This window comes from Amycolatopsis sp. WAC 04197, from assembly GCF_003947475.1.
In the GTDB taxonomy this organism is placed as follows: Bacteria; Actinomycetota; Actinomycetes; order Mycobacteriales; family Pseudonocardiaceae; genus Amycolatopsis; species Amycolatopsis japonica.
Genome location: NZ_QHJK01000016.1, coordinates 161,523 through 180,786 on the forward strand (window position 1 = coordinate 161,523; position 19,264 = coordinate 180,786).

20 protein-coding genes are annotated in these 19,264 nt (G+C 69.6%); 10 read left to right on the top strand and 10 right to left on the bottom strand.

The window, feature by feature from the left end:
• Positions 1–20 precede the first annotated feature (20 nt).
• From DMC64_RS40835 to rimO, 3 genes are read right to left on the bottom strand one after another with little or no spacing between them, the layout of a single operon-like run.
• Positions 21–482 (bottom strand): CinA family protein, encoded by a 462-nt coding sequence (locus tag DMC64_RS40835; protein WP_125737871.1) that lies wholly within the window; start codon positions 480–482, stop codon positions 21–23.
• Entirely contained in the window at positions 479–1,120 is a 642-nt protein-coding gene (gene pgsA / locus DMC64_RS40840; protein ID WP_037343142.1) for a CDP-diacylglycerol--glycerol-3-phosphate 3-phosphatidyltransferase, read from the bottom strand. The genes DMC64_RS40835 and pgsA overlap by 4 nt, the downstream gene beginning before the upstream one ends.
• Positions 1,117–2,565, bottom strand: a complete 1,449-nt coding sequence (gene rimO, locus DMC64_RS40845) for a 30S ribosomal protein S12 methylthiotransferase RimO (RefSeq protein ID WP_125737872.1) — start codon at positions 2,563–2,565, stop codon at positions 1,117–1,119. The genes pgsA and rimO overlap by 4 nt, the downstream gene beginning before the upstream one ends.
• An 88-nt stretch (positions 2,566–2,653) precedes the next feature.
• Between rimO and DMC64_RS40850 the strand changes: the two genes are divergently transcribed.
• Entirely contained in the window at positions 2,654–3,181 is a 528-nt protein-coding gene (locus DMC64_RS40850; protein WP_016332644.1) for an amino-acid N-acetyltransferase, read from the top strand.
• On the opposite strand, the gene DMC64_RS40855 is transcribed toward DMC64_RS40850, so the two are convergent.
• On the bottom strand, positions 3,178–3,705 hold the full coding sequence (locus DMC64_RS40855; protein WP_125737873.1) for an ABATE domain-containing protein: 528 nt from the start codon (positions 3,703–3,705) through the stop codon (positions 3,178–3,180). The two genes, DMC64_RS40850 and DMC64_RS40855, sit on opposite strands and share 4 nt — an antisense overlap.
• A gap of 58 nt (positions 3,706–3,763) precedes the next feature.
• Here DMC64_RS40855 and DMC64_RS40860 point away from each other — a divergent pair, with 58 nt between their 5' ends.
• The gene (locus DMC64_RS40860; RefSeq protein ID WP_125737874.1) at positions 3,764–4,609 is read left to right on the top strand and encodes an alpha/beta fold hydrolase; all 846 of its coding nucleotides are present in this window, start codon (positions 3,764–3,766) and stop codon (positions 4,607–4,609) included.
• 11 nt (positions 4,610–4,620) lie between these two features.
• A complete protein-coding gene (locus DMC64_RS40865; protein ID WP_125737875.1) occupies positions 4,621–5,262 on the top strand; it encodes a nitroreductase family protein in 642 nt (213 codons plus the stop codon).
• On the opposite strand, the gene DMC64_RS40870 is transcribed toward DMC64_RS40865, so the two are convergent.
• The 4 genes from DMC64_RS40870 to DMC64_RS40885 all read right to left on the bottom strand — a co-directional run bounded on the left by DMC64_RS40870 (position 5,259) and on the right by DMC64_RS40885 (position 9,924).
• Positions 5,259–5,717, bottom strand: a complete 459-nt coding sequence (locus DMC64_RS40870) for a hypothetical protein (protein WP_125737876.1) — start codon at positions 5,715–5,717, stop codon at positions 5,259–5,261. The two genes, DMC64_RS40865 and DMC64_RS40870, sit on opposite strands and share 4 nt — an antisense overlap.
• 43 nt (positions 5,718–5,760) lie before the next feature.
• A complete protein-coding gene (locus DMC64_RS40875) occupies positions 5,761–6,336 on the bottom strand; it encodes an RloB family protein (protein WP_125737877.1) in 576 nt (191 codons plus the stop codon).
• Complete coding sequence (locus DMC64_RS40880; protein WP_125737878.1) at positions 6,333–7,511, bottom strand: ATP/GTP-binding protein; 1,179 nt, start codon at positions 7,509–7,511, stop codon at positions 6,333–6,335. Before DMC64_RS40880 ends, DMC64_RS40875 begins: the two co-directional genes overlap by 4 nt.
• Before the next feature lie 85 nt (positions 7,512–7,596).
• Positions 7,597–9,924, bottom strand: coding sequence for a DNA translocase FtsK (locus DMC64_RS40885; RefSeq protein WP_370325806.1), 2,328 nt, complete (start codon positions 9,922–9,924; stop codon positions 7,597–7,599).
• Between the two features lie 297 nt (positions 9,925–10,221).
• On the opposite strand from DMC64_RS40885, the gene DMC64_RS40890 reads away from it, so the two are divergent.
• From DMC64_RS40890 to DMC64_RS40915, 6 genes are all read left to right on the top strand, one after another.
• Entirely contained in the window at positions 10,222–11,031 is an 810-nt protein-coding gene (locus DMC64_RS40890) for a 1-acyl-sn-glycerol-3-phosphate acyltransferase (RefSeq protein WP_063277180.1), read from the top strand.
• Positions 11,032–11,079: 48 nt separating this feature from the next.
• Positions 11,080–11,694: an NAD(P)H:quinone oxidoreductase gene (gene wrbA, locus DMC64_RS40895; protein ID WP_125737880.1), complete on the top strand. Its 615-nt coding sequence runs from the start codon at positions 11,080–11,082 to the stop codon at positions 11,692–11,694.
• 70 nt (positions 11,695–11,764) lie between these two features.
• Positions 11,765–12,055 (top strand): hypothetical protein, encoded by a 291-nt coding sequence (locus tag DMC64_RS40900; RefSeq protein ID WP_125737881.1) that lies wholly within the window; start codon positions 11,765–11,767, stop codon positions 12,053–12,055.
• A complete protein-coding gene (locus DMC64_RS40905) occupies positions 12,055–13,590 on the top strand; it encodes an alpha/beta hydrolase (protein WP_125737882.1) in 1,536 nt (511 codons plus the stop codon). Before DMC64_RS40900 ends, DMC64_RS40905 begins: the two co-directional genes overlap by 1 nt.
• Positions 13,591–13,661: 71 nt before the next feature.
• On the top strand, positions 13,662–14,216 hold the full coding sequence (locus DMC64_RS40910) for a hypothetical protein (RefSeq protein ID WP_125737883.1): 555 nt from the start codon (positions 13,662–13,664) through the stop codon (positions 14,214–14,216).
• A gap of 161 nt (positions 14,217–14,377) precedes the next feature.
• Complete coding sequence (locus DMC64_RS40915; RefSeq protein ID WP_125737884.1) at positions 14,378–15,349, top strand: DMT family transporter; 972 nt, start codon at positions 14,378–14,380, stop codon at positions 15,347–15,349.
• On the opposite strand, the gene DMC64_RS40920 is transcribed toward DMC64_RS40915, so the two are convergent.
• Entirely contained in the window at positions 15,326–15,916 is a 591-nt protein-coding gene (locus DMC64_RS40920; RefSeq protein ID WP_125737885.1) for a DUF305 domain-containing protein, read from the bottom strand. The two genes, DMC64_RS40915 and DMC64_RS40920, sit on opposite strands and share 24 nt — an antisense overlap.
• Positions 15,917–16,069: 153 nt before the next feature.
• Here DMC64_RS40920 and DMC64_RS40925 point away from each other — a divergent pair, with 153 nt between their 5' ends.
• Positions 16,070–17,479 carry an amino acid permease gene (locus tag DMC64_RS40925; RefSeq protein ID WP_125737886.1) on the top strand — a complete coding sequence of 470 codons (1,410 nt, stop codon included), beginning with the start codon at positions 16,070–16,072 and terminating at the stop codon, positions 17,477–17,479.
• Here the strand turns inward: DMC64_RS40925 and DMC64_RS40930 are convergent.
• Positions 17,409–18,968 (bottom strand): VWA domain-containing protein, encoded by a 1,560-nt coding sequence (locus DMC64_RS40930; RefSeq protein WP_125737887.1) that lies wholly within the window; start codon positions 18,966–18,968, stop codon positions 17,409–17,411. The two genes, DMC64_RS40925 and DMC64_RS40930, sit on opposite strands and share 71 nt — an antisense overlap.
• Positions 18,969–19,264: the final 296 nt, after the last annotated feature.

A 19,264-nucleotide genomic window follows, 5' to 3' on the forward strand; every position in this document is an offset into this window, starting at 1 on the left:
GCCAAGGGCGAACGCGGCGATCATGCGAGATGTTCCCCCAGCAGGGCGAACGCGCCGGAGACGGCACCGGCCCTGACCGAGGCTCGATCACCGCTCAAGCCCAGCGTACGGACGGTGAGGACGTCGGGACCGGCGAGACCGACGTGGACGACGCCGGGCGCGACCCCGTCCTGTCCGTCCGGACCCGCGACACCGGTCAGGCCGAGACCCCAGGTGGCGCCGCACCGGTCCCTCGCGCCGGCGGCCAACTGCGCCGCGACCTCGGGATGCACGGCGCCATGCGCGGCGAGGAGGTCTTCGTCGACCCCGGCCAGCTTCGCCTTGAGGTCGGTGGCGTAGACCACCAGCCCGCCTCGTACGACGGCACTCGATCCGGGGACCTCGGTCAGCGTCGCGCAGACCAGGCCGGCGGTCAGCGACTCGGCCGTCGCCACCGTCTCCCCACGCTCGATCAGGTGAGTGATCAACGTCTCAGCATTCATGCGCCCGCGGCACGCCGTCCCGCCGCGCGCAGCCGGACCGCGCGTACGACGTAGTCGAGACCGGTCACGACGGTCAGCACCAGCGCGAGCCCCATCAGCACCCAGCGCACCGGCTCGGCCGACGCGGGCAGGGGCAGCAGGTACGCGGTGATGGCCGCGATCTGCGCGAGCGTCTTGGCCTTGCCGCCCCGGCTGGCCGGGATGACGCCGTGCCGGATCACCCAGAACCGCAGCAGGGTCACGCCGATCTCGCGGACCGCGATGACGATGGTGACCCACCAGCCCAGTTCGCCGAGCACGCTCAGCCCGATCAGCGCGGCGCCGATCAGCGCCTTGTCGGCGATCGGGTCGGCGATCTTGCCGAAGTCGGTGATCAGCCCGTACTTGCGCGCGACCCAGCCGTCGACCTGGTCGGTGAACGACGCGATCGCGAACAACGCGGTGGCGATCGCGCGCCAGAACGTGTCCTCCCCGTCGCCGGCGAACAGCGCCATCACGAACAGCGGCACCAGCACCAGCCGCGACATCGTGAGCAGGTTCGCCAGGTTCAGGGTCGGGACCGGGGTGGCCTCGGGTACCCGGGCGTGCTCACCGCCCGTCCCCTCACCGGCCCCGGCGTCGCTCGGGGCGGCATTCACCGGTCGGCCTCGGGCGGCGCGGGCCGCACGATCAGGTCGACGCCCTCGGAGTCGACGACCTCACAGCGGACGAAGTCGCCCACCGCGAGCTTGGGCAGGTCTTCGGTCTCGATCAGGACGCATTCGCCGTCGACCTCGGGGGCCTGGTGCGCGGCGCGGCCGATCGGGTCCTCGCCGTCCTCCGCCTGCTCGATCAGGACGTCGACGAAGTCCCCGATGCGGTCCTCGGCACGCTGCGAGGTCAGCTCCTCGACCAGCGCGGAGATCCGCGCGACCCGCTCGGCCACCACGGACTCGTCGAGTTTGCCGTCGAAGGTCTCGGCCTCGGTGCCGTCCTCGTCGGAGTAGCCGAAGACGCCCACCGCGTCGAGCCGCGCGCCGTTGAGGAAGCGCTCCAGCTCGGCGACGTCCTCCTCGGTCTCGCCGGGGAACCCGACGATGACGTTCGTGCGGATACCGGCGTTCGGCGAGAACTCCCGGATCTGGTCGCACAGCGCGAGGAACGAGTCCGTGGAACCGAAGCGGCGCATGCGGCGCAGGACGGTCTCGCTGGAGTGCTGGAAGGACAGGTCGAAGTAGTCGGCCACACCCGGGGTGGTCGCGATGGCCTTGACCAGGCCGGGGCGGGTCTCGGCGGGCTGCAGGTACGAGACGCGGACGCGTTCGATACCGGGCACCGCGGCCAGGCGCGGCACCAGCAGCTCCAGCGCGCGGGCGCCGTCACGGCCGAAGTCCTTGCCGTAGGAGGTGGAGTTCTCCGAGACGAGGAAGACCTCCTTGACGCCGTTCTCCGCGAGCCACATCGCCTCGGCGACGATCTCGTCCGGCTGCCGCGACACGAAGGAGCCGCGGAAGGACGGGATCGCGCAGAACGAGCAGCGGCGGTCGCAGCCGGAAGCGATCTTCAGCGCGGCCACCGGGGAGGTGTCGAGCCTGGTCCGCAGCACGCGCGGGCCCCAGCCGTGCTGCGCGTGCCCGGGCACCTCGACCGACTCGGCGGCGGTCGGGCGCTGGACCGGGCTGATCGGCAGCAGCTTGCGGCGGTCGGAGGGCGTGTGCGACTCGACCTTGCGGCCGGCCACGACGTCGTCAAGACGCTCGGCGAGGTCGGCGTAGTGATCGAAGCCCAGGACCGCGTCGGCCTCGGGCAGGCTCTCGGCCAGCTCGTTGCCGTAGCGCTCGGCCATGCAGCCGACGGCGACGACCTTCTTGCCGGTGTCGGACGCCGCGAGCAGCGTGTCGACCGAGTCCTTCTTCGCGGACTCGACGAAGCCGCAGGTGTTGACGACCACGACGTCGGAGTCCTCGGGCTCGGCGGCGAGCTCCCAGCCGCCCGCCGCCAGCCGTCCGGCGAGCTCCTCGGAATCGACCTCGTTGCGGGCGCAACCGAGGGTCAACAAGGAAACGCGACGGGTGGCGACAGGATCAGTGGTGGGAGAAGGCACGTGCCTTAGGGTAGCTGGCCTGTTCGCGGGGTCGGCGATCGCTCGCTCGGGCGAGCCCTCGACCGGGCCGGGCGCCGGGGATGGCTTAATGGTGGACGTGCCCTCAGACCCCCTCCCGCACCGCCGCCCCACCGTCCGCCGGGCGCGGATCGCGGACGTCCGCAAGATCAAGGCGCTGGTCGACTCCGACGCCGGGACGGTGCTGCTGGAGAAGGAACTCGTCACCCTCTACGAGAGCGTCCAGGAGTTCTGGGTGGTCGAGGACGGCGACGACGTGCTCGGCTGCGGCGCGCTCCACGTGCTGTGGGAGGACATCGCGGAGCTGCGCACCATCGCGGTCGACAAGGACTCCCGCGGGCGCGGCATCGGGCACGCGCTGGTGGGGCAGCTGATCGACTTCGCGCGCGAGATCGGGCTGAAACGGCTGTTCGTGCTGACCTTCGAGACCCATTTCTTCGCCGGGCACGGGTTCGTCGAGATCGACGGGACGCCGGTGACCCAGGAGGTCTACGAGGAGATGCGGCGCTCGGCGGATCCGGGTGTCGCGGAGTTCCTCGACCTGCCGTACGTGAAGCCGAACACCTTGGGCAACAGCCGGATGCTGCTGGAGCTCTAGCCCTTCGCGGCGTGGCGCGCGACCCGGACCCGGTTGCCGCACAGCGACGGCGTGCACCACACCCGCCGGCTGTTGGCCGCCACGAACAGCATCGAGCAGTCGTGCGCGCCGCATCGCCGCAGCTGAGCCGCGCGCGGCCCGGACACGAGGTCGATCGCCGCGACCGCGACGGCGGCGAGGGCGATCTCCCCGCCGTCCTCGCCGTGCCAGCACGTCTCCACTCCCCCGTCGATCAGCCGCGGGCTGGTCGGGACGGCGGCCGCGGCCGCGTTCACCCGCTCCACCGCCCACGCCTCGGGCTCCCGCGCCGCCACGACCGCCTCCAGCAGCTCGCGCACCGCCGAACGCAGCCGCCTCGTCTGCTCGGGCGAAGGCGCGTGGGCGCCTTCCGGCAGAGCCTGTGCCGACCAGAACCGGGCGTGCCCCTCGTCGAGCAGGTCGATCGACGGCGAGACGGCCAGCATGACCGTGTCGGCGAGGTTCACCGCGAGATCGTCACCGGGAAGCGAGTCGAGATCGAGCATGCCTTGACACTATCAGGTACTAATGGTTCGAGACAGTTTTAACCATTAGGGAGTGCTCATGGCGACCATCCGGCACCGTTCCGTCAAGCTCGGCGATGTCGAGGTCTTCTATCGGGAAGCCGGCGACCCCGAAGCGCCCGTGTTGCTCCTGCTGCACGGCTACCCGACGTCTTCGCACCAGTTCGTGCGGCTGATGCGGCGTCTCGCCGGCCGGTGGCGGCTCGTCGCCCCGGACCTGCCGGGCTTCGGGCAGACCGTCACGCCCGAGGGCTTCACGTTCACCTTCGACCGGCTCGCGGAGGTCGTCGGCGAGTTCGTGGACGCGCTGGAGCTGCGGCGATACGCGCTCTACGTCTTCGATTTCGGCGCTCCGACGGGCCTGCGGCTGGCCGTCTCACGGCCCTCCCAGATCACGGCGCTGATCACGCAGAACGGCAACGCCTACGTCGAGGGGCTCGGCCCGGCGATGCCGGACTTCCCTTCCCTTACCGACGAAACCGAGGCGCGGCGCGGCTTCGAGGCGATCCTCGAACCGGAGCAGATCCGCTACCAGTACACCGGCGCCCGCGACCCGGAGACCATCGATCCCGCGAACTACCTGCTGGACCAGTACTTCCTCGAGCGCCCCGGCCGCGCGGAGGCGATGCTGGACCTGTTCTGGGACTACCGGAACAACCCGCCCGCGTACCCGAAGTTCCAGGCGTGGCTGCGCGAGGCCCAGCCGCCCGTACTCGCCGTGTGGGGCCGCAACGACCCGTTCTTCGTCCCGGCGGGAGCCGAGGCTTTCCGGAAAGATGTTCCCTCGGCGGAGGTCCACCTCTTCGACACCGGGCATTTCGCGCTGGAGGAGGACCTCGAACCGATCAGCGACCTGATCGACCGCTTCCTGGCGAAGCATCTGTAGAAGGGCGGCACATGGACACCTCGGTCACCGACCACCTGCTGAGCACGACGCGGGCGGTCCGCCGCAAGCTCGACCTGGACCGGCCGGTGGAACCCGAGGTGCTCGACGAGTGCCTCCGGCTCGCGCTGCAGGCACCCACACCGGGCAACCAGCAGGCGTGGCGGTGGCTCGTCGTGCGGGATCAGGGCGTTAAGGACCGGCTGTCCGAGCTGTTCCGGCGGGTCGGGAAGGCGTACCTGGAGACGAACGCGGCGGCGCTGGGCGAGGCGATCACCGAGCCTTCCGTGGCGCGGGCGTTCGCGTCGGGCCAGCACCTGATCGACGTGATCGACCGGGTGCCCGTCTTCGTCATCCCGTGCCTGACCGGCAGGCCGAGCGGCGACAACGCGACCGACGCCGCGTTCTACGGCGGGATCTTCCCTGCGGTGTGGAACTTCCAGCTGGCGCTGCGGTCACGCGGCCTCGGCTCGACGCTCACGACGTACCACCTGACCCACGAGGCGGAGGCGGCCGGAATCCTCGGCATCCCCGCCGACGTCACGCAGGTCGGGCTGCTGCCGGTCGCCTACACGACGGTGCCGGATTTCAAACCCGCGGCGCGGGTGCCGCTGTCCGAAGTCGCGTATCTCGACCGTTGGGGCGAGTCGCTCTAAGGCTTGGACACCCGCAGGGTGACCTGGTCGCCCCCCGAACTCACGGCGACCAGGTCCACCCGGCAGGCGGCGAACTCGACGGACTGGCTGCCACCACGTCCGGTGGAAGCGAGGGCCGCCGTCGTCCGCTCGCCGCGTCCCGGTTCGGCCAAGGTCAGCTCGACCACGGCCTCCCCTTCCCAGACGCAGACCATTCCCGTGGCGCAGCGGGAATCGGACACCAGGCGAGCGAAGCGGATGCTGACGTCCTTCGACGCGACCTCGGTCGTGTCACCGGTCTTGAGGACGACGGTCTTCCCCAGCTCGACGCTGTTCTGGGCGTCGCGAGCGGGCTGGGGCCGTTGCACCGGCGCGGGCTGGGCCGGCGCGGGTTGCTCGCGCGCGGCGGAGCTGCCGGCCCCGCAGGCGAGGCCGACCAGTGCGCAGAGGACGACGAGCAGCTTCTTGAGGTCCACGGGTCAAGGACGTAGCGGAGGCTCCGGTCCGTTGCACCGGTCTTCAGTTGATCTTTTCGACCAAGGCCCAGACACCGGTGGACGGGTTCCGACCGTGCTCGAAGCCCAACTCGACGTTGTGCTTCTTCGCGCGCTGGACAGCAGCCTCGATCCCACTCTCGTAGTCCGCGAACCGCAACGCCGACTTGCTGAACCCAGGCACGTGCTTGACCAGGCGTTTCGCCACGTCCCCGTAGCAGGTCAACGGTGCCGAACAAGCCTCGAAATGAAGCAGCAACCAGAACTCGAAGCACGGATTCGAGATCGCCAGATTGATCCGGAGCCTGCCGGCCGTCGCCACGGCCTTGGCGAGGTCGAACTCGTCGACGTCGACCACGCACCACACCTCGTCGTGCGTTCCCTCCGCACGATCGCGCATTCCCGCCGCGTACTTGACCACCGTGTCCGGGTCGCCGCGCTTCGCCTTGATCTTGATGGTGACGGCCGGGTTACGCCGTGCCCGTTTGAGCCCCTCGAAATACGCGGGCTCCGTGGCCTCGGCACCGCAGACGACGAGGACCGACGTTCGCTCCTCCCTGAATGCCGACCGCCTCCGGCCGCTGTTCTCCCGGCGAGTCATCTGCCCAGCACTGCCTCGGCGAAGTCACCCAGCACCGGAACGGCCCCATAGCTACCGGCGAGATAGCGCCGTTCGGTGTTCTGGTCTTTGCGCGGCTTGAAGTCCGTGAGCGGGTAAAGCTCGCTCGCGCCTTCGGCGTTCTTGTCGACGAACCAGATCTGGTCTCGTTCCAGCACGTCGTCGCCGAGCATGGTGCCCAGGAGAGTCGTGTCATGGGTGGTGAAGACCAGTTGGGCTCCGCGTCGATTGACGCCCTGATCACGGAACAAGCCGATCAGCTCCGCCACGAGTTTGGGATGGAGGCTGGTGTCGATCTCGTCCACGACGAAGGCCCACCCGTTGTCCAGCACGGTCAGCACGGTCGGCAAGAGCCCGAGCCAATTGTTCGTCCCGGCCGATTCGTCGAACAGGCTGAAGGGCTCGGCGCCCTGCCCATGGTGCAGTCGTACCGAACGATGGTCGCTGCCCTTCTCCTGCCAGACGACCATGTCGGTGATCCCGGTGTCAGCGGCTCGCAGCAAGGCGATCAATCGCGCCCGGTTGTCCGGGTCCACGTCGATGAACTCGGTGACCCTTCGCTGCACCTCGAGCGGCTCCCACTGCTGATTCCTGAGCCACACCCGCAGTTCTTGTTTGAACCAGCGATAGACCGGGACCAGGGGGCCCAGCTGTAGCCGGTCGCAGACGCTGAGCAAGAGCGCGTTCGGCTGGATCAACTCCTCCAGCACGGCGAATTTGCTTTTGAGGTCCGCGGTCGTGCTCCCGAATCGGACGCTGCCGCCCTGCCGTTCGAAGATGACTCGCCGACGCTTCTCCGGATAGGTGTAGAGCCATTCCTCCACCACCCGGTCGGCCGCGGTCTCACCGTCGATCCGGAATCCATAGGTGTGGCGGACGTCGTCGAGCATCAGTTCCACGACATAAGTCGACGGGCGCCTGCTGTCCCCCGAGCCGAGCCGGAAGTGACTCTGATGGAGAAGGCTCCAGTAACCCTCCACCAGCGACCTCATGGTGAAGAGCCCGTCGAGCAGATTCGACTTTCCGGAGGCGTTCGCCCCGTAGACGGCCGCCACGGGAACCGCCGCGCGCTCGTCGCCCGGCATCGCGGGCATCAGGAGCAACTCCTGCTCGTCGCGAAAAGAGCGGTGGTTGCCCAACCGGAAGCTCCGGAGCACCCTGAGCACCTCCCTGGCAAAGTTTCAGGCCGTTCTGTGACAGTAAACCGCACAGAACGGCCTGAAGCATCATCCAGGGACCGGTTCAGTCGTCGGAGACGTCGCCGCCGTTCGCGTCCCCGCCGCCGCGGATCATGAACAGCACCGACTCCAGCTCCTCCGGCTTGATCAGCACGTCCCGCGCCTTCGAGCCCTCCGAAGGACCGACGACCCCCCGGCTTTCCAGCAGGTCCATCAGACGCCCGGCCTTGGCGAAGCCGACCCGCAGCTTCCGCTGCAGCATCGACGTCGAGCCGAACTGCGAGGTGACGATCAGCTCGGCGGCCTGCAGCAGCACGTCGAGGTCGTCGCCGATGTCGGAGTCGATCTCCTTCTTCTCGCCCGCCTTCGCCGCGGTGACGCCGTCGGTGTAGTCCGGCTGCGCCTGCTCCTTGGCGAAGTTCACCACCGCGGCGATCTCTTCGTCGCCGACGAAGGCGCCCTGGATGCGGACCGGTTTCCCGGCGCCCATCGGCAGGTACAGCGCGTCACCCATACCGATGAGCTTCTCCGCGCCCGGCTGGTCGAGGATGACCCGCGAGTCGGTGAGCGACGACGTCGCGAACGCCAGCCGCGACGGCACGTTGGTCTTGATCAGGCCGGTCACGACGTCGACCGACGGGCGCTGGGTCGCCAGCACCAGGTGGATACCGGCGGCACGCGCCTTCTGGGTGATCCGGACGATCGCGTCCTCGACGTCGCGTGGGGCGGTCATCATCAGGTCGGCGAGCTCGTCGACGATCGCCATGATGTACGGGTACGGCGCGTACACGCGCTCGCTGCCCGGCGGCGCGGTGATCTCGCCCGAGCGCACCTTCTTGTTGTAGTCGTCGATGTGCCGGACCTTGTTGACCTGCATGTCCTGATACCGCTGCTCCATCTCCTCCACCAGCCAGGCCAGCGCGGCGGCGGCCTTCTTCGGCTGGGTGATGATGGGCGTGATCAGGTGCGGGATGCCCTCGTACGGGGTCAGCTCGACCATCTTCGGGTCGATCAGGATCATCCGGCACTCGTCCGGCGTCGACCGCGCGAGCAGCGACACCAGCATCGAGTTGACGAAGCTCGACTTACCGGAACCGGTGGACCCCGCCACCAGCAGGTGCGGCATCTTCGTCAGGTTCGCGGTGACGAAATGGCCTTCGATGTCCTTGCCGAGCCCGATGACCATCGGGTGGTTGTCCTTGACCGTCGACGGCGCGCGCAGCACGTCGCCGAGGCGCACCATCTCGCGGTCGGAGTTCGGCACCTCGATGCCGACCGCGGATTTGCCGGGGATCGGCGCCAGCAGCCGGACGTTGTCGGTCGCCACCGCGTAGGCGATGTTCTTGGTCAGCGCGGTGATCTTCTCGACCTTCACGCCGGGGCCGAGTTCGACCTCGTACCGGGTGACTGTCGGTCCCCGCGTGAAGCCGGTGACCTGCGCGTCGACGTTGAACTGCTCCAGCACGCCGGTGATCGCCTCGATCATGGCGTCGTTGGCCTTGCTGCGGGACTTCGGCGCGTCGCCGAGCTTCAGCAGGTCCGGCGGCGGGAGTTTGTAGTCGCCCTCGACGGTCCTGGTGACCGACAGCGGAGCCTCGGCCTTCTTCGGCTTCTTCTCCTCGACAGGCTTGGGTGCCGGCTTCGGCGCACGCAGCGGCGTCGGCGCCTCGGCCAGCGCGGCTTCGATGTCGAGTTGCTCGCCCTCGTGGTCGCCCGTGGCCTGGCGGCGGCGCGACGGCTTCCGCAGGCGGACCGATTTCGGGTCGGCTTCGGTGACGGCGTCGCGTTCCTCGTGGATGGCCTTGCGCTCGGCTTCGGCTTCCTCGATCTCCTCGGGGTCGAGGCCCCAGTTGCGCAGACGGTGCGGGATCTCCCGGACCGGGGTCCCGGTGAACACGAGCGTGCCGAACAGCAGCGCCAGCACCAGCAGCGGCACGGCGACCCAGGTGGTGACCCCCATGGTCAGCAGGCCGCCGGAGAACGCGCCGATCACGCCACCGGCGTACATCCGGCCGTCGTTGGTCTCGGGCAGCGCGGTGAAGATGTGCAGCAGACCGAGCACCGCCAGGACCACCAGCAGGGTGCCGATGACCATCCGCGGCCGGGCTTCGGGCACCGGTTCCGACCGCATCAGCGCGACGGCCACCACGGTGAGCACCAGCGGGAGCGTCACCGCTCCGGCGCCGAGCAGCGAGCGCGTGCCGAGCTCCACCCAGCCGCCGATCGGGCCGGCGGCCCGCCACCAGACACCGAACGCGATCACCAGCGCCAGTGCGATGAGACCGAGGGCGAGACCGTCGCGACGGTGCTCGGGTTCCAGTTCGCGGCCGCGGCCGACCGTCCGGGCGAGGGTGCCGAGGCCCTTCGCGAGCAGATTCCAGGTGCCGCGCACGCCTTTGGCGAACGTGCCGGACGAGCGTTTCCGCGGCGCCGGACGCCGTGGAGCGGGCTTCCTCGCAGCCGTTGACCTGGGCTTCGCCGGGGTACGCGGCTTTCGCGCCGGCCCCTTGCTGCCGCCGCTTCGCGCCGTACTCCGCTTCCTGGTCGTCGACCCGCTAGCCATGTCTCCACGGTAACCGCCTCGACCCTCCAGCCCCGGCCGCCACTCGGAGCACATCCGGAACATTCGTCTCAGGTCACAGCTTGAGCGGCCATCCGGGTGAAAAGCCGTTCATGAAATGCTCTGCGCATGTTCGCGCTGCATCAGGATGAGAATTCGGCTCGCCGCGCCCCGGCCATCTGGCGCACGATGCTGAACATCGACCGGGGGCTGGTCAACTTCGTCGGCAAACTCACCGTGACCGGCGGCGTTTCGGCGGAACTGCGTCGGCGGCCCCTGCTCATGACGGCCAACCACATCGGCGTGTTCGACGCGTTCGTGCTGATGGCGGCCTGCAAACGGATCGGGATCAACCCGCGGTTCATGCTGGCGGGCGGCATCCTCGACGCGCCGGTCATCGGCCCGGCGCTGCGGGTCAGCGGCCACCTGCGGGTCGACCGCAAACAGGCGTCGACGGCCATCGGCCAGTTCGCCGAGGCCGCCGAAGCGCTGCGGACCACCCGCGACCCGCTGATCGTCTATCCGGAGGGCCGGATCAGCCACGATCCGGGTCTGTGGCCGGAGCGCGGCAAGACCGGCGCGGCGCGGCTCGCGCTGGCCGCCGGGGTGCCGGTGATCCCGATCAGCCAATGGGGCGCGCACGAAGCCGTCTACTGGGGGACGGAGACCGTCAACGGTCCCGCCGATCTGGTGCCGCTCGCCAAGTCCGGGCTGAGCGCACCCATGCGGCGGCCGCGGTTCAAGGTGCACTTCGGCGAGCCGGTGGACCTGTCGGAGGTCGAGCCCGAGCGGCCGGGCGCCGGGGTCCGCGCGCACGCCAAGATCATGCAGGCGATCACCGACGGCCTGGTCCCGCTGCGCCGCGACGAACTGGACAAGCCCCGGTTCCACGACCCGACGCGGCCGACGGACACCGTCAGCCCCTGGAAGAAGCACTGAGTTCCGGATCCTGAGACGGGGGCTCACGCTCGCCTAAGGTCGGCGGACGTGAGCACCCGCATCCTCGTCGTCTACTACAGCGCGACCGGCAACACCGCGAAACTGGCGTCGGCGCTGGCCGACGGCGCCCGCGAGGCCGAAGCCGACGTCCGCGTCCGCACGGTTCCCGAGACCGCCCCGCCCGGCGCGGTGGCGAGCAATCCGCGCTGGCAGGCGTGGGTGGACGCGGGGCCGCACCACGAGACGGCGACGCTGGAAGACCTGGAGTGGGCCGACGGTTTCGCAGCGGGCAGCCCGACCCGGTTCGGCGGCCCGGCCGCACAACTGAAGTCCTTTTTGGACAGTACCGGCGGCCTGTGGGCCAAGGGGAAGCTCGTGAACAAGGTCGCGACCTCGTTCACCACCGCGTCCACCGCGCACGGCGGGCTCGAATCGACCGTGCTGGCGACGAACAACATCTTCTACCACTGGGGCGCCATCGTCCTGCCGCTCGGCTACACCGACCCCCACTTGCTCGAATCGGGCAATCCGTACGGCGGTTCGTTCGTCTCGCGCAAGTCCGCCGAACCCGACGACCTCGCCCTCGACGCCCTTCGTCTGCAGGGGCGTCGGCTCGCCACCGTCTCGCGCTACGTCGCCGACGGGCTTTTCAAGGACGGGTGAAGGGAACCGCGCGTCCGTCTCCCGCGTCGTAGGGTGGTCACACAGCGTCACGCTACGGGGAGGAAGCGGGATGACCGGCGGGTACGAGGTGGCCTTGGCGGCGATCGGCGCGGCATCAGACGCGGCGAAACGGGCTTCGGCCGACGTCGGGAAGGTGAACCTCTCGGCCACCCTCGCCGGCGTCGCGACCGGCTTGCCGGGTGGCGTTTCCGGCGAAGCGGCCCGGCTGCTCGCGGACGCCTGGAGCCGCGCGGTGCCCGGCTGGGCACAGAACACCGCCGACTACGCCGAACGGCTCGACGAAGCGGCCGTCCGCTACCGCGCCAACGAGCTGGCGGCGTCACGGGAACTCCCCGTCTGATGCTCACCTGGGGAGACGTGCGCCGGTGGGATCCGGCCGTGATCGGCCAGGTCGCCGACGCGCTCAACGACGGTTGCACCCGGATCATCGCCGCCGACGACGACGTCGAAGCCATGGCACGCTTCACGAACTGGACCGGCGACGCGGCCACCGCCGCGAAGACGCGGGGCGAATCGCTGACCTCCACCCTGGAGCGGCTCGTCGCCCAGGCGTCCGCGGTCCGGCGGGGCGCGCACGAGGTGCAGATCGCGCTGGACCGGATCGTCGCGTTCGTGCGGGAGACCGACGAACTGGCGCGACGGAACGGGCTGGCCATCGGTCCCGGCGGCGAGATCACGCCCGCGGGTGTTCCGTCGCCCGACCAGCCGCGCGTGAGGGCGGAACTGGCGGACAGGGTCGAACAGGGCCTGCGCCGCGCGGCCGACGTCGACGCCGATTTCGCCGAGATCCTGCGTCGCGCGCTGCGGGGCGAGATCACCGAACAGGGTGGCGGCACCCTCGCCCAAGCGGCCGACGCCGGAGCCGCGCAAAGCGGCCTGTCGATCATCGGCCCGCCGGAGAACGGCACCCCCGGGGACAACAAGGCGTGGTGGGCGAGCCTGTCGGACACGGCGAAAGTCGCCCTGCTGCAAGGAAATCCGGGACTCGTCGGGAATCTCGACGGTATCCCGGCGACCGACCGCGACGCCGCCAACCGCGCCGTCCTCGCCCGCGAGATCGCGCGACTCCAAGGCGATCCCAAACTCAGGGGTCTCGAAGCCATCCAACAGCGGTTGGACCGGTCGGCCCCGCAGGCGTTCCTGCTGGGGTTGGACACCGGCGGCGACGGGAAGGCGATCGTTTCGGCGGGGAATCCCGACACGGCGGTGAACGTGGCGACGTACGTGCCGGGTACCGGCTCGGAGCTGTCGAAGATCGGCGGCGACCTCAACCGGTCCGACAAGATGTGGGCCGCGGCGACCACGTCGGGCTCCCCGTCGACCGCCGTGATCACCTGGCTCGGCTACGACGCGCCGAACGAGATCACCGACGCCGCGAGCCCCAAGTACGCCGACGGCGGCAAGGGGGCGCTCGCGCAATTCCAAGACGGGCTGAGGGAAACGCATCAAGGCGCGCCGTCACACAACACGGTGATGGGGCACAGCTACGGAACCACCGTCGTCGGGCACGCGGCCGTCGACGGCGGCCTCGCCGCGGATGAACTCGTCTTCGTGGCGAGCCCCGGCGTCGGCGCGCACGACGTGAGCGAACTGCATCTCGACGGGGTGGATCAGGACGAGATCGGCAAGCACGTGCACGCGACCGTGGCCGAGCACGACATGATCAACCTGGCGAACCTCGAGATCGCCGGGTACGACCCGATCCTCGGCCAGGACCCGGCCGACGCGGACTTCGGCGGGCAGGTGTTCACATCGGCGCCGGGGACGGACGGGTGGGGTGGGTACAGCAAGGAAGCGCACAGCGAATACTGGGAAGACAACAACCCGTCGCTGAACAATCTCGGCCAGATCATCGCCGGGAAACCGACGACGTGAACCGGGCCCTCACATTCATCCTCGCCTCGCTGATGTTCTCGGCGGCCTGTTCCCCTGGAGGTGGGGACGACATGGAATCGACGATCACCGAACAGCAGGCTCGCGACAAGGTCGAGCAGTACATCCAAGGCGCGCTGTCGGCGTTGCCCGTCGGTGCCGAGTTGAAGCCGTTCACGCGGAACCGCTCCGAATGCACGGACCCGACCGACAAAGGCCCGCTTGGCCGCTTGGAGATCTCCGCGACATACGAGGTCATCGGCCTGGACTCCGCGCGGTTCGCCGAGCATTTCACGGCGATCACCCAGTGGTGGGAGTCGCACGCGTTCAAGATCCTGACCGACTCCCGGCCGACGGATCAGTACGTCTTCGCCCGCAACACCGGCGATGCCTTCGACATGTCGATCAAGGCGAACGACCTCGGCAAATTCTACGTCGGCGCCACCTCCCCGTGTGTCTGGCCGAACGGCACCCCCGAACCCCAGGCCCTCGAAGCCACCGAGCCCGAGCAGCCGGTCGCCGCGCCCCCGGAGCCGGAGCCTGAGCCCGCGCGCAAACCGCGTCGCGCCCCCGTCGACGACGAGGACTTCGCCCAGACGAACTGGACCGACGGCGGCACCTCGTTCTGACCGCTCACCTGCCAAGTCCGTGAAGGCCTCCTTGAGGGACCCAGAGTCCCTCAAGGAGGCCTTCACGGACCGGCCCGGTGACCATCCGCGGCCCGGACCACGAAGACCAACCGGTGGGAAAACGGGTCGCCCCACAGTCACCCGGCCTCTACCCTCCGGCCGTGACCGCCGAACTCGCCGCCGCCCCCAGCCAGCACGTCGCGCATCGCGGCCGGGGCATCACGCTGATCCTGCTCGCCGCGCTCTTCTTCGGCACCTCGGGTGTGCTGGGCAAACCGGCGATGCAGGCCGGGTTGTCGCCGGAGCAGGTCGCGGCGATCCGCATCGGGCTGTCGGCGATCGTGCTCCTCGCGCTGGTCGCCGTTTTCCGGCCGAAGCTCCTCAAAGTCACGAAGAACGAGTGGCCGCTGCTGCTCGCGTACGGCTCGCTCGGGGTCGCGGGCGTCCAGCTCATGTACTTCCTCTCGGCGGGCCGGATCCCGGTCGGGATCGCGATCCTGCTCGAGTTCACCTCACCGGTACTGATCGCGCTGTGGGTGCGGTTCGTGCGCCGCGTGCGGCTGCCGAAGGCGATGTGGGCCGGGATAGCGCTGGCGATGACGGGGCTCGTGCTGGTCGCGCAGGTCTGGGAGGGGCTCAGCCTGGACGTCCTCGGGTTGCTCGCCGGGCTCGGCGCCGCCGTCTGTTCGGCGGGCTACTTCCTCCTCGGCGAGCGGGGTGTCGCGGACCGCGATCCGCTCGGCATGGTCACCTGGGGGATGACGATCGGCGCGGTACTGGTGTGCGCGGTCGCCCCGCCGTGGACGATCCCGTGGGGTGTCCTCGACACGCCGACGACGTTCGGGCCGTGGGAGCCGCCGGTGTGGTCGTTGCTGATCGCGCTGGTGCTGATCGCGACCGTCCTCGCCTACGCGACGGGGATGGCGGCGCTCCGTCATCTCCCGGCGTCGGTGGCGAGCGTCGTCGGGCTGGTCGAGCCGCTGATCGCCGCCGCCGCGGCCTGGCTGCTGCTGGGCGAGGCGCTCAGCTGGATCCAGGCCGCCGGCGCGGTGGTGCTGCTGACCGGCGCGTACGTCGTCCAGCTGAATTCCAACGTGGTCCAGACGGACTCAACCCTGCTGGAAGCCTCGTAGGTCGCCGATCTCCTGCTGCTGCGAACGCGAAGTCGTCGCGGCGAGGTCGCGGGCGTCGGGGTTGCGGCCGTGCTGGGTCTCGGCGTCGGCGATGCGGACGCCCGCCTCGCGCTGGCGCAGCAACCGCGTGACGAACTGGCGGTCGAAGTCCTTTCCGGACAGTGCGGCCAGTTCCGCCATGTCACCGGGACTGACGTACCCGTCGCGCTGGACGTGTTCGAGGTTCGGGTCGTCCGGCGCGGGCTGCCCCCACGCCTCGATGAGCCCGGAGAGCCGCGCGATCTCCGGTTCGTGCGTGTCGATGATCCGCTTCGCGAGCACCTTCAGCTGTTCGTTCGCCGCGCGGGTTTCCGCCAGGGAAGCCAGATCCATGCCCTGCTGGTGGTGCGCGAGGGCCTGCCGCGCGAAGGCGACGTCGGCGTCGTTGAACGGGACGGCAGCCTGCTGCGCCACCGGCGAAGACCCGGGCGGCGCCATCTGCGACTGGGGCGCCTCGTCCGAACAGCCCGCGAGCGCGACGGCGGCCAGGGCGACGGCGGGCAGGAACCGGAGGACGGCGTGCGGCATCGAAGAGCTCCTCGGAACGCGCGGTGGAGGTGCCTAGGTTGGCAGAGTCCACATCGGCCTGTTCACCTGGGGTTGCGCAAACACTTTTCCTCTCCGGCCCACGGTGCGACAATCCCGCGATCCGCCGCCGCTCCGACAGGAGGTAACCGCGACATGGACCCCGAAACCACGCGCGAACGGCCGGGACTGCGCCCGGACCTGCGGCAACGCCACGTACGGATGATCGCCCTCGGCGGCATCATCGGCGCGAGCCTGTTCATCGGCAGCGGCGCGGTCATCCACACCGTCGGCCCGGCGGCCGTCCTCTCCTACGCCATCGGCGGCCTGATCGTCGTGCTGGTGATGCGGATGCTCGGCGAGATGGCGACCGCCTCGCCGTCGCAAGGGTCCTTCATGGAGTACGCGCGGACGTCGCTCGGCGGCTGGGCGGGCTTCACCGTCGGCTGGCTGTACTGGTACTTCTGGGTCGGCGTGGTCGCGTTCGAGGCCGTCGCCGGGGCGAAGATCCTCCAGGCCTGGATTCCCGTTGTGCCGCAATGGATCTTCTCGCTGGTGCTGATGCTGCTGCTGACCGCGACCAACCTCGCCTCCGCCCGTTCGTTCGGGGAGACGGAGTTCTGGCTCGCGTCGGTCAAGATCGCCACGATCGTGGTGTTCCTCGTGGTGGGCATCCTGTTCGTGCTCGGGGCCTGGCCCGGCGGTTCGTTCTCCGTCGGCAACATCGCGCAGGACGGTTTCCTCGCCAACGGCCCGTTCTCGGTGGTGCACGGGGTGGTGATCGTGATCTTCTCCTACTTCGGCGCGGAGATCGTCACCATCGCCGCCGCCGAATCGCGGGAACCCGAGGCCGCCGTGCGCAAGGCGACCTCGTCGATCGTGTGGCGGGTCATCGTGTTCTACGTCGGCTCCGTGACCCTGCTGGTGATGATCACCGGCTGGCGTGACATCCCGACCACGACCAGCCCGTTCGCCGCCGCGTTCGGCCGGTTCGGCATCCCCGCCGCCGAGACCGTGGTCAGCGCGGTGGTGCTGACGGCAGTGCTGTCGGTGCTGAATTCGGGGCTGTACACCGCTTCCCGCATGTTGTTCGCGTTGCGCGGCAACGGCTGGGCGCCGAAATGGATCGCGGACACGAACCGGCGCGGTGTCCCGTGGAAGGCGATCCTGGTGTCCACTTCGGTCGGTTACGTGGCCGTGGTGATGAACTTCGTGTCCCCGGACAAGATCTTCTACTTCATCATCAACTCCGCCGGCGCGGTCGCGTTGTTCGTCTACGCGATCATCGCGGGCTCGCAGCTGCGGATGCGGCGCCGCCTGGAGGCCGAAGCGCCGGAACGGCTGAAACTCCGCATGTGGGGCTACCCGGGGTTGAGCTGGCTCACCCTCGCCGGGACGCTGGCCGTGGTCGCGTCGATGTTGTTCGTGGACGACGACACGCGGGCCCAGCTCTACCTCAGCCTGATCAGCCTGGCGGTGATCCTCGGCGTGTACTTCATCCAGCGCCGGCGATCCGGCCGAGAGCCCCGTAAAACACCTCTTCGATCTTCGCGGGATCACGGCTGAGGAAGGCCTGTCCACCGGCGGGCGCGACGAGCTGCCGGAGTTCGGTCTCGTCGGCGTCCGGGCCGATCCCGATGGCGATCACCGGCACCGGGCGCTCCCGGTCGCGCAGCTTTCCCAGTTCCGCCACCAGGTTCTCGCGGCTGATGCCGCCGGGATCGGTATTGCGGCCGTCGGTCATCACGATGACGAGGTTCAGCTTCCCCCGCTCGAATTCCTTGTGCGCCAGCCGGTAGACGTCGAGGACGCTGTCGTAGAGCCCGGTCTGCCCGTCCGGTACGGCGCGGACGGCGCGCAACCGGTCGACAGCCGCCAGCTGCTGCCCGACCGGGGCCAACGGCAGGATCTCCCGGTAGTCCCGCTCACCGTCCACTTTGGTCGCGAAGGCTAGAAAACGAACCTGTGAAGTGGATTTGAACAAGTGCAGGGCGTTCTCCGCCGCTTCCAGGGTGATCGCCAGGCGGGACTTCCTGGTTCCCGGTACCGGCGCGCTCATCGAGCCGGAGACGTCGATCAGCACCTGGACCCGGGCGCTCGCGTTCACGCCGGCCCACTGGCTGAGCGCCTTGCCGACTTCGGCGGCCGCCGGGATCTCGGCACTGCGCTGCCCATGTGCCTCGACGCGTCGATCGGTTTCGGTCAGCCGCAACGCTTGCCCGCCCGGAGCACGCAGTTCGGACCGCGTGCCGGTCGCGGCGCCGTAGAGCAGGGCACGCTTGAGCTCCGCGACGGCTTCGACCTGCCGCCGGGTCGCCCCCGGGATCTCGACGAACGGATAGTCGAGCGCCATGGCCGCGGGCGAGTACGCGGCCACCAGCGCGGTCTCGCCTTCGGAAAGCACGGAATTGTGCCGTAGCACCGCGTTCTCCGGAGCGGGGAACACCGTCGCACCCGAAGTGGTGGCGGCGAACTTGCGGAGCGACGCGACGTACGCGGCGGACGGATCCGGGGCGTCCTTCGTGACTTCGCGGAGTGCCAGCAGCGCCGAGACCCCGACGGGATCGCGTGCCGGATCCGGCATCCCGGCGACGATCCCGGCGTGGCCCAGCACTTCCGGCCACGTCAGCGGCTCGCGGGGCCAGCCGAGCGCCCGCGCGACCGGTTCCGCGACCGCGAGCACCACCGGGGAACTGGCGATCGACGGCCCCGACGGCGGAACACCGGTGGCCTGCCTCAGGAACAGCGTCGACGACGGGATCCAGGCCTGGGGCTTGGGCGCGGTCCCGGAGAGTTCCTGCGCCAGCTGGAGGGATTCCCGGGGCTGGACGTCGAACGCGACACACGCGAGAGCGAGGGCGCCCGCCGCCTCCGCGACGGCGGGGGCGATGTCGGGCGACGCGGCGACGACCACCCGCGTGGTCTCGCAGTCGGGTTCGGACCGCGCCATGGCCACGGCGACCCAGGTGGCCGCGCCGAGCACGGCCGCCAGCGCGATCGCCAGCAGCGGGAGCAGTATCCGTCTTCGGGTCCGGCTGGTGGCGTGGCGTCCCATCGGCTCTCCCGGCATGGGGCTCGAGGAGCGTCCGAGGGTACGCCGAGAGCACCCCTAGGGGAAGGCTACGACTTTCGGCGTAGAGAAACCCCACCGAGGCGGGAGGTGCCCCCGCGCGGCTCGCGAAACACTTGCCCGGTAAGGAAAACACTCGAAACCGGGGGAATTCGTGATGAACCGGCCCACCCGTGCGGAACAGCGCAAAGCGCGCAACGCCCTCTTCGGCCAGGCGATCACGGTCGCCTTCGCGCTGCTGCTCGCGGCCGCCACTCGCGCGTGAAGGCCCCCTTTCCTCT